Source organism: Neorhizobium sp. S3-V5DH (assembly GCF_004343065.1).
GTDB lineage: Bacteria > Pseudomonadota > Alphaproteobacteria > Rhizobiales > Rhizobiaceae > Neorhizobium > Neorhizobium huautlense.
In genome coordinates, this window is sequence record NZ_SMCL01000032.1 from 18,174 (window position 1) to 31,028 (window position 12,855).

Genomic DNA, 12,855 nt, shown 5'->3' on the forward strand with positions numbered 1-12,855 from the left:
GCGTCGGATATATGTCAGGCGCCCTCAACTGAAAGAGCTACTCGAATTCCAGGATCAGCTCATCGACCGCCAGGCTCTGCCCCGGAGCCGCAGCTACTCGTTTCACGACACCCTTTCGCTCAGCCTTCAGGACGTTCTCCATCTTCATCGCCTCGACTGTGGCGAGCGTCTGACCCGCCTCGATGTGATCCCCTGCCTTCACCGCCACCAAGGTGATCACGCCGGGCATGGGGCAAAGCAGCATTTTCGAAGTGTCCGGCGGAGCTTTCTTCGGCATCAGGCGGGCAAGCTCGGCTACGCGCGGCGATCGAACCCGCGCCGTCACATCCATACCACGCCAGCGCAACCGGATTGCCGATCCGACAAGATTGACCTTTACGCCCATTCCCTCACCGTCGATATGGAAAACAGCGTGGCTCTGTCCCGGCAGCCAGCCGCTCGCGACCGACATTCGCGTCCCATCGGTGAAGACGACGGATGTGCCGTCGAGCGTGGTTTGGAGGGTGACGGCGTCTTCGAAACCGGCCAGCGTCGCCACCCATTCCTTGCCTACGACACGGCGATGGTTGCCGATTGTGCCGGAAACCTGTACGGCGCGCTCCTGAAGAGCCTGATTGGCGAGGACGGCAATGGCGACAAGCTTGCGCGCCGCCGCTTGATTCGGCAACACCCCGGAAAACCCTTCAGGGAACTCTTCGGCTATATAGGCGGTCGTCAACCGACCGGAGCGAAAGCGTTCCTGACCCATAACCGCCGAGAGGAAGGGCAGGTTATGGCCTATACCCTCCACCTCGAAATCATCGAGCGCGGCACCCATGGCGTTTATGGCCGTCAACCGGTCCGGTGCCCAAGTGCAGAGCTTGGCGATCATCGGGTCGTAATACATGGAAATTTCGCCACCCTCGTACACGCCGGTGTCATTGCGGACCACGGTGCCGTTGTCATGTCTGCCTTCGCGAGGCGGGCGGTAACGGCTCAGCCGCCCGATTGAGGGCAGGAAGCTGCGATAAGGGTCCTCGGCATATAGCCGGCTTTCGATCGCCCAGCCGTTGAGCTTGACATCATCCTGGTTGAACGAGAGCTTTTCACCGGCGGCGACGCGGATCATCTGCTCGACAAGATCGATGCCGGTGATCAATTCTGTGACTGGATGCTCCACCTGCAATCGGGTGTTCATCTCGAGGAAATAGAAATTGCGGCTGGCGTCGACAATGAACTCGACCGTGCCGGCGGAAAAATAACCGACCGCCTTCGAAAGCGCGACGGCCTGCTCGCCCATCGCCCGCCGCGTCTCCTCGTCGAGGAATGGCGACGGCGCCTCCTCGATGACTTTCTGGTTGCGTCGCTGGATCGAGCATTCGCGCTCGCCGAGGTAGAGAACATTGCCGTGTTTGTCGCCAAGCACCTGGATTTCGATATGACGAGGCTCGGTGACAAATTTCTCGATGAAGATGCGGTCGTCGCCGAAGGAGCTTTTTGCCTCGTTTTTCGAGGACTGAAAGCCTTCGCGAGCCTCCATGTCGTTCCAGGCGATGCGCATGCCCTTGCCGCCACCGCCCGCCGACGCCTTGATCATCACGGGATAACCGATGGATGAAGCAATCCTCACCGCCTCGTCGGCGTCTTCGATCAGGCCCATATGACCAGGTACCGTCGAGACGCCGGCTTCGGCTGCCAGCTTTTTGGATGTTATCTTGTCGCCCATCGCTTGAATCGCCCCAACGGGCGGACCGATAAAGACGATGCCAGCCTTTTCCAAAGCTTCCGCGAACGCCGGATTTTCCGAGAGGAACCCATAGCCCGGATGCACGGCATCGGCACCGGTCTGCCTGATTGCGGGGAGGATGTTGTCGATGACGATATAGGACTGCGACGAAGGCGCCGGACCGATATGCACCGCCTCGTCGGCCATCCGCACATGCAGGGCATCGCGATCGGCATCGGAATAGACGGCGACCGTCTTGATGCCCATTTTCTTTGCCGTCTTGATGACCCGGCAGGCGATCTCGCCGCGATTGGCGATGAGGATTTTATTGAACATGATCAGGACTCGCCTTCGCGATTATCGTCTTCGTCGCGATACTTGGTGTCATAGGGGAGGGTGAAGATCGCTGAGGCAGCCGCGGCGCCGCCAAAGAGCGAGGCGAACGGCACAATCACCAGAAGAAATGGAGGGATGGGATTGGGCGCCCGCGACAGCAGCTTTCCAAGCCCGCCGATATCCAGGAGAATCAGGGCAGTGCCGACGGCTGCGCCGATACCTATCCCGGCCAGTGCGTGAAGCCCGAGATACCGCAGCATCTGCCAATGATCCCTCCTTGCTTCCTCCGGGGTCATTCTTGGCTTGCGGCTGTTGTGGAGGGATGCGGCCCGGGAGCGCTCGCCCTCGGCCCACCGCCTCAGCCACCGAATGGGATCCGGCAGCCTCGCCATATGCAGATCACGTTGAGACATTGCCCTCCTCCCCACCGACATCACACTTCGAAAACGTCTTCAAAGGACTCGGGAAAACTCTGGCGCGCAACCTTCTCGTTGATCTGGAGAAGAGCTTCATAGGAGAGGGGATCAAAATCCTTCTCCGCCGGCACCACTTCCCGGCCAAAGAGAAGGTTGAGGCGAGCGGCGTCGAGATTGCCGCGCTCGAAGGGTTCCGGACCGAAATGATGCCAGAGCGCATGCAGGAAGGCCGCGTCGACCCGATGCTCCGCCGTGCCGGGACGGCCGCGGCGGGGCAAGGCCTTGATCGGCGTCACCCCTTTTGGATTGGCGCGGCGGATGGTGAACTGGATGCCGGTGCCCGGCATGCCGGACGGGAAACCCCGGTGTTTCGTCATGTCGGGCAGGCTGGCCATTCCGCTCTCCTCAGGCTATCGCGATCTTGTCCTGCGTCTTCGTGTCGAAGTCGGAGGCATCGTGGCGTTCATGCAGCTGTTCGGACGGATCACCCGATGTCCGGTTGACCATACGGCCTCGGCGGACTGCGGAGCGCCGATCTATCTGTTTTGTCCAGCGCTGCACATGCTCGTATTCATCCACGGACAGAAAATCGCCCGCATCGTTATAAGCGTCCTTCAGGGCGAGCCGCCCATACCAGGGCCAGATTGCCATGTCGGCGATCGTGTATTCGCTGCCCGCCATGAATTCGTTGTTCGCCAAATGCCTGTTCAGCACATCCATCTGACGCTTGACCTCCATGGCATATCGGTCGATCGCATATTTGATCTTCATCGGGGCATAGGCATAGAAATGGCCGAACCCGCCGCCCAAAAAGGGCGCTGAGCCCATCTGCCAGAACAGCCAGTTGAATGTCTCGGTGCGCGTCCGCGGGTCGGTCGGCAGGAAGGCGCCGAATTTTTCCGCCAGATAAACGAGGATGGAAGCAGATTCGAAAACTCGAAGAGGTTCGCCGCCGCCCTTCGGCGCATGATCCATGAGAGCCGGGATTTTTGAATTGGGATTGACCTCGACAAAGCCGGAACCGAACTGGTCGCCCTCACCGATCCGGATGAGCCAGGCATCATATTCGGCGCCCTTGTGACCGGCGGCCAGCAACTCCTCCAGCATAATGGTGACCTTCACGCCGTTCGGGGTGCCGAGCGAATAAAGCTGCAGCGGGTGCTTTCCGACCGGCAGGACCTTTTCGTGGGTCGGGCCGGCAATCGGACGGTTGATATTGGCGAACTGGCCGCCATTGCCCTTTTCCCAAGTCCATACTTTCGAAGGCTCGTAGCCGGCGGGAAAATTGTCGGCGGGGGATTTTTCGGACATGAAAATTGATCCTTGTTCTCTAACGGGTCTCGCATCTGGCGAGCGCTACGCGGTCAATATAGGCACTGCCTCAATGCTTTTCCGCCCCCCGTCAGAGCGGGATTGTGTCGTGCTTTTTCCAGTGCGTCGTCACCTGCTTGTTGCGCAACGAGGCAAAGGCGCGGGCGATGCGGCGACGAGACGAATGCGGCATGATCACCTCATCGATGAAGCCGCGCTCGGCCGCGACGAACGGGTTGGCGAAACGCTCCTCGTATTCCTTCGTGCGTGCCGCAATCTTCTCGGGGTCGCCAAGTTCGGAACGGTAGAGGATTTCGGTCGCGCCCTTGGCTCCCATCACCGCGATTTCGGCAGTCGGCCAGGCATAGTTGATATCGGCCCCGATATGTTTGGACGCCATCACGTCGTAGGCGCCGCCATAGGCCTTACGGGTGATCAGCGTCACCATCGGCACGGTCGCCTCCGAATAGGCAAACAGCAGCTTGGCGCCGTGCTTAATGACGCCGCCATACTCCTGCGCCACGCCGGGCAGGAAACCCGGCACGTCGACGAGCGTCAGGATCGGGATCGAGAAAGCATCGCAGAAGCGCACGAAACGTGCGGCCTTGCGCGAACTGTCGATATCCAGGCAGCCTGCGAGCACCATCGGCTGGTTGGCGACGACGCCAACCGTCTGGCCCTCGATTCGGACGAAGCCGGTGATGATGTTCCGGGCAAAGGCCTCCTGGATCTCGAAGAAATCGCCCTCGTCGGCGACCGCCAGGATCAGCTCCTTCATGTCGTAGGGCTTGGCGGCGCTATCCGGAATGAGGCTATCCAGCCGGTTTTCGAGGCGGGCCGGATCATCGTGGAAGGGACGGACCGGCGGTTTTTCGCGATTGTTGAGCGGCAAGAAATCGAAGAGCTGCCGGACAGCTTCCAAGGCTTCGATGTCGTTTTCGAAGGCTGCATCGGCGACCGACGATTTTTTCGTATGGGTGCCGGCGCCTCCGAGCTCTTCAGCCGTGACGATTTCGTTGGTGACCGTCTTCACCACGTCCGGCCCTGTGACGAACATGTAGGAGCTGTCGCGCACCATGAAAATGAAGTCGGTCATGGCCGGCGAATAGACCGCCCCGCCGGCGCAGGGGCCCATGATGACCGAAATCTGCGGAATGACGCCGGAGACCTCGGCATTGCGGCGAAAGACCTCCGCGTAACCGGCAAGCGAAGATACGCCTTCCTGAATGCGGGCACCGCCGGAATCATTCAGTCCAATCACCGGAGCGCCGACACGTACCGCCATATCCATGATCTTGCAGATTTTTTGTGCATGGGTTTCCGAAAGCGAACCGCCAAGGACCGTAAAGTCCTGACTAAAGACATAGACCTGGCGGCCGTTGATCGTGCCCCAGCCCGTGACGACGCCGTCGCCCGCGACCTTCTGTTCGGCCATGCCGAAATCCACAGCCCGGTGGGTGACATACATGTCGAACTCCTCGAAGGAGCCCTCGTCGAGCAGCACCTCGATGCGCTCGCGCGCCGTCAGCTTGCCTTTGGCATGCTGTGCCTCGATACGCCTTTCACCCCCACCGAGCCTTGCTTCCGCCCGACGCCTCTCAACCTCACCCAATACCGCGCGCATGATCACTCCCGGATGCTTTAACTTTTCCTATTCCGTCTACGTGCTTCAGAAAACCATTGAACGCGTGTCGTTGTGAAATTATAAAATCGCATAACTAAAATTGCGAATCTGCGAACATGGCAATCGGAAAGCTCTTCATAGGCCGGAAGGTAAGGGAACTGCGGGCGGCGAGCAATGCCACGCAGAGTCAGTTCGCCGAGCGCATCGGCATCTCCACCAGCTATCTTAACCAGATCGAGAACAACCAGCGGCCGGTTTCGGCCGCCGTGCTTTTGGCGCTCGCAGACAAGTTCCAGCTCGACATCGCCGAACTGTCGACCGGCGAGACGGACCGGCTCCTCTCGGCGCTCGCCGAGGCGTTGTCCGACCCCCTATTCCAGGCTTATGCACCGAGCGTTCAGGAACTGAAGCTGGTGACCCAGAATGCGCCGGGGCTGGCACATGCATTGATCACCTGCCATCAGGCGTATCGCCGCAGCGGCGAGCAACTGGCCAGTATGGACGACAGGCTGGGAAGGGCCGCGGCCGCGGAAACCACACCCTATGACGAAGTGCGGGATTTCTTCCATTTCGTCGACAATTACCTTCACGACCTCGACACGGCCGCCGAGAAGCTGGCACTGGACCTCGGCCTGCCGTCTGCAGACAGCTATCCAATTTTGACGAATTACCTGGAAAAGCAGTTCGGCGTGCGTGTGGTGCTTGGGCCACTGGCCTCCGACACCATCCGACAATACGAACCGAGTTCCTGTGTGCTGACCTTGAATCCCTATGCGCCTGCCCAGACGCGCGTCTTTCAGGCGGCGGTGGAAATTGCCCAGCTTCATGCCGGCGCGCTCGCCGACACGATCGCCCGCAATGCCGGTTTCCGGACCGAGCAAGCGGTGGATATCTGTCGCATTGGCCTTCACAATTATTTCGCAGGCGCGCTTTTGATGCCCTATCAGGCCTTCCTGAAGGCGGCGCGGGAGCTCCGGCACGACATCGAGCTTCTGGCGGCGCGTTTCGGCGCATCGCTCGAACAGGTGTGTCACCGGCTTTCCACCCTCCAGCGGCCCGGCCTCAAGGGCGTGCCTATCTTTTTTGCCCGCATCGACCGGGCCGGCAACATCACCAAGCGGCATAGCGCCACCAAGCTGCAATTCGCACGCTTCGGCGCGGCCTGTCCGCTCTGGAACGCCCATCAGGCGTTCGAAGCGCCGGGACGCATCATCCGCCAGCTTGCCGAGACGCCGGACGGGGTGCGCTATTTATGTCTGGCCACACAGGTGAGCAAAGGCATCGGCGGCTTTAGAACGCACCAGCCGATTTTTGCTCTGGCGCTTGGCTGCGAGATTTCCTACGCGGAAGCCTTCGTCTATGCGGACGGCCTGAACCTGACCGATCGTGCAGGCTTCGATTCCATCGGCATATCCTGCCGCATCTGCGAGCGGCCGAACTGTACGAGCCGAGCGGTCCCACCCTTCCGCCGCAAGATCTCCGTGGACCACAACATACGCGAGACCACACCTTACAAACTCTGGTAGCGACCAGGGTTAGGCATTACGAGCCACCCGTGGGAGCAAGCTCATTTTCATCAAAAGCCAAAGCGCCGGCCGGGCGCCGCTTCGGGTATCCGATTCAGGTCATTGGGCATGCTGCCCGCCAGGCCGCGCAACCTTTTTCAGGCCGGCGCCGGCGGCGGCCGCTTCAACCAGAGCAGCATCCCCGAGCGAGACGACGCCGGTGAGGCGCTTGTCGCGGTTGACGACCGGGAGACGGCGCACCTGCACTCGACCCATATTTCTGGCGACGTCGTCGATGTCTTCATCCTCGAAGCAATATTTGACGTCTCGCGTCATCACTTCGCGAACCTTGGCATCACCGCCGAGCCCATCGGCGAGGCCGCGCACCACCAGATCGCGATCGGTGATCGTGCCGACCAGGCGGTCGTCCTCACCGACCGGCATGAAGCCGATCTCGTCGTCGGCCATGCGCTTGGCCACGTCCGCGAGCGTCTGCTGCGGGCTGGCGATTTTGACATCGCGAGACATGATATCTGAAACTTTCATCGTTCTTTCTCCTGCTTCTGGTGAGATCAGCGATCGAATGTGCCCTTAGATGGCCTCCGCTAAGGCCGTAGCTGCTCACCTCACTCCAAAGGAATTTGGCGCCTCCGATGTAGGTATTTAAGGCTGCAGGGTGGCAGCGGGGCCAAAACCGAGACGCTCAAAGAAATCCCTCATACCCGAACTCGGGGCCTCCCATACTGTTCCCCGACGAGCCGGCTGTATTTTCGGTCAGCTGTCCTCGGCGGCCGATTTGCGCTGCTCCTCCATAAGGATGCCCCAGGCTGCGATGAAGAGAGCCGCAATCAAAGGTCCGATCACGAAACCGTTGATCCCGATCAGCGAAATGCCGCCGATGGTTGAAATCAGCACGACATAGTCCGGCAGCTTGGTTTCCTTCCCCACCAAGGGTGGGCGCAGGAAATTGTCGACCAAACCGATGACCAGCACGCCGATCGCGACGAGAATGAGAGCTTTAAGCCAAAATCCCGCAAGAGCGAGGTAGATCGCCGTCGGTATCCAGACCAGCGCGGCGCCGACGGCGGGGAGTAGGGACAGGAAGCTCATCACCACGCCCCAAAGCAGCGCGGGCTCTACCCCCAACGCCCAGAAGGCGACACCGCCGATTGCGCCCTGGATAACTGCGATGATGACATTGCCCCGAACCGTTGCCCGGATGACCGAGGTGAATTTGGCGCTGAACCGCCGCGTATGGGCCTCACTCAAAGGCAGCGCCGTCCGGACAGCGCTGGCTAGCGAACGGCCATCCCGGAACAAAAAGAACAGCAGATAGAGCATAACGCCGAAAGCCACGAAGAATTGCAGCGTGTTCTGCCCGAGGCTCAAGGCACGACCGGCAAAAAAGCTGCCACCCTGCATGAGCGCGCCGGACACACGGTCCCGCAACTCGGCGAAACCCGTGAGCTCCAACGTCCGGATTCGATCCTGCAGGAAGATGGGCAGAGCGTCCTGAAGTTGCTGGAGAAGCCGCCGGACATCAATCTCGCCGTTGTCGATCCGCTGGTAGAGATTGTTGCCTTGCTGGATAAGGGAACTGAGAATGATCAGGCCGGGTATGATGACGAGGCAAACGCAGACCAGGACGGACAGCCCCGCTGCAATATTTGGATGGCGCCCTCCCAATCCCGCTTCCAGTTTCACATGCAGCGGGAAAAATATGATCGCCAGGACCACAGCCCAGAATATCGCGGAATAGAAAGGCAGTACGACGGCGACGAAAGCCAGGCTCACAAGCACGAGGAGCACATAGAAACTGATACGCTGGACAGGCATGCAATCTCTTTCGTTTCGGACGGTCGTTGCCGGATCGTAGCACAGATATTTTTGCGCAGATGCGGCCGATCTGGAATTCCTGCCACCTTGCTGCGCTGTCGATGCCAAGAACAGGCATGCTTGACGCCCTTATGGATAAAGCCGCGCCCGCGACATAGATTATTCGTGTCAGCGCAACCGCAAGAGCCATACCTTCGCACCGGGAGAGCCGCATGCCGATCAACAAGAAGACGCAGTTCAACGTCTGGTACTGGGTTGCCGCCTTCTTTGGACTCATGGTGTTTCAATACTTCTTCACGACGGCAACCCAGGTCGCCCAGATACCCTACAGCCAGTTCGAGACGGATTTGCAGGATGGCAAGATCGCCGAAGTCGCGGTATCGGACCAATATATCCAGGGGCGCTACAAGGAGCCGCAGAACGAACGTCCCTATTTCATCACCACACGCGTTCAACCGGACCTCGCCCGGCAGCTCCAGCAGCATGGCGTGGTGGTAACCGGCCAAATCCAGAGCACCTTCCTGCGCGACCTGTTGTCATGGATCATCCCGGTTGCGCTCTTTTTCGGCGTCTGGATGTTCATGTTGAAGCGGGCAGGCGGCGGCCTGGGCGGAGGGCTGATGCAGATCGGCAAGAGCAAGGCCAAGGTTTACGTGCAGTCGGACACCGGGGTGACCTTCAAGGACGTGGCCGGCGTCGACGAAGCCAAGGATGAATTGAAGGAAATCGTCGACTTCCTGAAGGATCCGGTCGCCTACGGGCGACTCGGTGGGCGGATGCCGAAAGGCGTGCTGCTGGTCGGCCCACCCGGGACGGGCAAGACACTGCTCGCGAGGGCGGTGGCGGGCGAAGCGGGCGCTCCCTTCTTCTCAATCTCCGGTTCTGAATTTGTGGAAATGTTCGTGGGCGTCGGTGCCGCACGTGTCCGCGACCTTTTCGATCAGGCGCGCGCCAAGGCGCCGGCTATCATCTTCATTGACGAACTCGATGCGCTGGGTCGTGCCCGCGGCATCGGCCCGATGGCGGGCGGCCATGACGAGAAGGAGCAGACGCTCAACCAGCTTCTGGTGGAGCTTGACGGTTTCGACTCCTCGACCGGCCTGGTGCTGCTTGCAGCAACCAATCGTCCCGAAATTCTCGACCCTGCTCTTCTCCGAGCAGGGCGCTTCGACCGCCAGGTGTTGGTCGACCGCCCCGACAAAGGGGGCCGCATCCAGATCCTCAACGTCCATCTGAAGAGGGCCAAACTGGCACCGGAGGTAAACGTCGAACAGATCGCAGCCCTTACGCCCGGCTTTACCGGCGCCGACCTCGCCAATCTGGTGAACGAAGCGACGCTGCTCGCCACCCGCCGCAAGGCGGATGCGGTCGCCATGGAGGACTTCAACAATGCAATCGAGCGCATCGTGGCGGGGCTTGAGAAGCGCAACCGGCTGCTCAATCCCAAAGAGCGCGAGATCGTCGCCTACCACGAGATGGGCCATGCGCTGGTGGCTATGGCGCTGCCGGGGGTCGACCCGGTCCACAAGGTCTCCATCATCCCACGCGGCGTCGGCGCACTCGGCTATACGATTCAGCGCCCCACCGAGGACCGTTTCCTGATGACCAGGGATGAGCTCGAAAACAAGATGGCGGTGCTGCTCGGCGGTCGTGCCGCGGAATGGCTCGTCTACGGCCATCTCTCGACGGGCGCTGCCGACGATCTGGTAAAGGTCACCGACATTGCCCGCGCCATGGTGACCCGTTACGGCATGACGGAAAAGCTCGGGCATGTGGCACTGGAAAAGGATCGCCGCTCCTTTCTCGCGACAGACCAACCCTATTATGGGCCGCAGGAGCACGAATATTCCGACGAGACGGCCGCAGCGGTGGACGATGAAGTACGCCGGATCGTAGACGCAACATTCGATCGGGCGGTGGCTCTTCTTAAGGAGCGCAGAAATACGCTCGAAACCTCGGCGCGACTCCTGCTCGAAAAGGAAACGCTCGGCGAGGAGGATCTGGTGCCGCTGCTCAAAGCGCCGGCAGACAGCTCTGTCACAGTCTGATGCCCCGATCCGGCCAAAACGGATCAGCCGGCGGCCGTGATCTCGATGGACAGACGAGCCGACCGCCCCTCACCCGACTGCAGGACAAGAAGGCCAGCGGCGGTTCGCAATTCGGGCGGGAAACCGAACACACCCGCGACATGCGACACCGGCTCCATGCAGAGGTAAGCAGGCATACGATGCACCACGAGATGCGGCAGAGCCGGGTCTGCGGCCAGTCTGACGCGCGCTCCATCGTTCAAGGCGGCGGTGGCATGGTGCCATTCCGAAAGGAATATAGTGAAGCCTTCCTCCGGGAAATGCTTGTCCTCTCGTAGGATCGGCGGTGCGCCGCCGGGAATGCCCGCCGCGCTTAAGGGCCAGATTTTTTTGGCATCGGATGACGCCGCCTGCTTGAAACCGGCTGCGAAATAAGGATGCCAACCGAAGCCGCCCGGCATCGAAGTTTGCCCCGTGTTCGTGAGAGATAACTCAATGTCCAGGCGATCCGCCGCAAGGGTAAAGCGTTGCACGGCACGGAAATCGAAAGGCCAGTCGGCGTCGGCAGTATAATCGAGGGCGAGTTCGATCCCGTCACTTTGGTGGGATACGACATGCCATGGCCGGCGGTGGGCGGGACCGTGCTGGGCATCCGGAACCAGCAACGGATGCGGCGGAACCCGGTAGCGCTTTCCTTCATGTTCGAAAGCTGCGCCGATCAGCCGATTGTGATAGGGGAAGAGCGGGTATGCGCCGGCCTTCGGCCAGTTCAGCGGATCGAACTCCGCACTCGCCGTCGGGACCAGGATACTGCCGAGCCGGTCATGGACGAGATGCGTCATCCGCCCTCCATTTTCCGGCAGGAAGCGGGCCTCGATCGGTCCACCTCGGATTTTGAGCCAATCAGGCGAAGGCATAGGACCCGTCCGGCCGCTTCGGCACACGCCGCTGCCAATGGACGTAACCGTCCTCCTGCATGGCCTTTTCATCCATCTCGACCCCCCAACCCGCACGGTCCGGTCTCAGCTCGAGATAACCGTCCTTCGGCAGGTAAGGGTCGACCACGTAGCGCGTCGTATCTTCACGTTTCTCGACCTCGGTCCCACCATAGACGTAAGCCTGACCCGTGGGCAATCGGTATTCGAGAATCTTGAAGTTCTGCTGCGCAGCGGAGAAATGCACATTGACGGCAGTGGCGAGCGGGCCCATCGGATTGTGCGGAGCCACGCCCACGTAGAAGGCTTCCGCCAGCGTCGCGATCCGCCGCATCTCAGACAGACCGCCGACCACGCAGATATCCGGCTGGATCAGATCGGCGCCCTTAACCTGCAGGAGCCGCAGGAATTCGTAGCGGCTGTAGAGCGACTCGCCGGTCGCGAGAGTGCAGTTCAGACCCTGCTTCAGATCTCCCCAGGCTTCCATGTTTTCCGGGCGGAGCGGTTCTTCGAAGAAAAGGGGATCGTAGGGAGCGAGCGCATTGCCAAGCTGGCGGGCAGCGGCCGGCTCGTAGATCTTCGCATGCGCGTCGAAGGCTATCTCGTAGTCATCACGAATGGTTTCGCGGAGCTGGCGGAAATAGTCCGCGGACGCTTTGACGACATTGCCCCAGCGATTGGAGTGCATGTCGATCCGCCACGGGCTGAGTTTGAAGGCGGTGAAGCCCCATCCCGCGTTCAGGCGGTCGAGCTCGTCGCGCGCAGCCGGCGCATCTGGCGCGGTATAGACCCCTGCATAAACCTTGATCCGATCACGCACCTCGCCGCCAAGCAGCTTGTAGACCGGCACGCCGGCAGCCTTGGCGGCGAGATCCCAGAGGCAATGATCTAACCCGGAAATCGCCGCCAGGCCCATTGCACCGGGCGGGAAGCGGCTTTGCTGGATCATCAGGTTAACGAGGAAATCCACCCGGGTTGGATCCTGTCCGGCGATGAAACCGTAGAGATAGTCCAGCAGCGGCGGCAGCGCCTTGTCGGGGCCATGATTGTAACATTCGCCCCAGCCGGTCAGGCCATCGTCGGTATCGAGGCCCACGATAACGCGCGGGCGATCCTTGTCGCGAGTCATGAAAACCCGCATGCGGTCAATTTTCATTGTC

11 protein-coding genes are annotated in these 12,855 nt (G+C 60.6%); 2 read left to right on the top strand and 9 right to left on the bottom strand.

Annotated elements, in window-relative coordinates:
• Window positions 1-37 precede the first annotated feature (37 nt).
• The 5 genes from EDE09_RS26265 to EDE09_RS26285 form a co-directional block, all read right to left on the bottom strand.
• On the bottom strand, window positions 38-2,041 hold the full coding sequence (locus EDE09_RS26265; RefSeq protein ID WP_132413370.1) for an acetyl/propionyl/methylcrotonyl-CoA carboxylase subunit alpha: 2,004 nt from the start codon (window positions 2,039-2,041) through the stop codon (window positions 38-40).
• 2 nt (window positions 2,042-2,043) lie between these two features.
• Entirely contained in the window at window positions 2,044-2,454 is a 411-nt protein-coding gene (locus EDE09_RS26270) for a hypothetical protein (RefSeq protein WP_245505248.1), read from the bottom strand.
• A gap of 20 nt (window positions 2,455-2,474) precedes the next feature.
• The gene (locus EDE09_RS26275) at window positions 2,475-2,852 is read right to left on the bottom strand and encodes a hypothetical protein (RefSeq protein ID WP_132413372.1); all 378 of its coding nucleotides are present in this window, start codon (window positions 2,850-2,852) and stop codon (window positions 2,475-2,477) included.
• 10 nt (window positions 2,853-2,862) lie between these two features.
• Complete coding sequence (gene yghU, locus EDE09_RS26280; protein WP_132413374.1) at window positions 2,863-3,768, bottom strand: glutathione-dependent disulfide-bond oxidoreductase; 906 nt, start codon at window positions 3,766-3,768, stop codon at window positions 2,863-2,865.
• 91 nt (window positions 3,769-3,859) lie between these two features.
• Window positions 3,860-5,392 (bottom strand): acyl-CoA carboxylase subunit beta, encoded by a 1,533-nt coding sequence (locus EDE09_RS26285; RefSeq protein ID WP_132413376.1) that lies wholly within the window; start codon window positions 5,390-5,392, stop codon window positions 3,860-3,862.
• 116 nt (window positions 5,393-5,508) lie between these two features.
• Here EDE09_RS26285 and EDE09_RS26290 point away from each other — a divergent pair, with 116 nt between their 5' ends.
• Window positions 5,509-6,918 (top strand): helix-turn-helix transcriptional regulator, encoded by a 1,410-nt coding sequence (locus tag EDE09_RS26290; RefSeq protein ID WP_132413378.1) that lies wholly within the window; start codon window positions 5,509-5,511, stop codon window positions 6,916-6,918.
• 99 nt (window positions 6,919-7,017) lie between these two features.
• Here the strand turns inward: EDE09_RS26290 and EDE09_RS26295 are convergent, their stop codons facing one another.
• Window positions 7,018-7,443, bottom strand: coding sequence for a CBS domain-containing protein (locus EDE09_RS26295; RefSeq protein WP_112803259.1), 426 nt, complete (start codon window positions 7,441-7,443; stop codon window positions 7,018-7,020).
• 228 nt (window positions 7,444-7,671) lie between these two features.
• Entirely contained in the window at window positions 7,672-8,733 is a 1,062-nt protein-coding gene (locus EDE09_RS26300) for an AI-2E family transporter (protein WP_132413380.1), read from the bottom strand.
• Between the two features lie 212 nt (window positions 8,734-8,945).
• On the opposite strand from EDE09_RS26300, the gene ftsH reads away from it, so the two are divergent.
• Entirely contained in the window at window positions 8,946-10,781 is a 1,836-nt protein-coding gene (ftsH, locus tag EDE09_RS26305; RefSeq protein ID WP_205839381.1) for an ATP-dependent zinc metalloprotease FtsH, read from the top strand.
• A gap of 23 nt (window positions 10,782-10,804) precedes the next feature.
• Here the strand turns inward: ftsH and EDE09_RS26310 are convergent, their stop codons facing one another.
• Complete coding sequence (locus EDE09_RS26310; RefSeq protein ID WP_165924274.1) at window positions 10,805-11,602, bottom strand: aldose 1-epimerase; 798 nt, start codon at window positions 11,600-11,602, stop codon at window positions 10,805-10,807.
• Between the two features lie 61 nt (window positions 11,603-11,663).
• Window positions 11,664-12,851 (bottom strand): galactarate dehydratase, encoded by a 1,188-nt coding sequence (locus EDE09_RS26315; protein WP_105374799.1) that lies wholly within the window; start codon window positions 12,849-12,851, stop codon window positions 11,664-11,666.
• Window positions 12,852-12,855 lie beyond the last annotated feature (4 nt).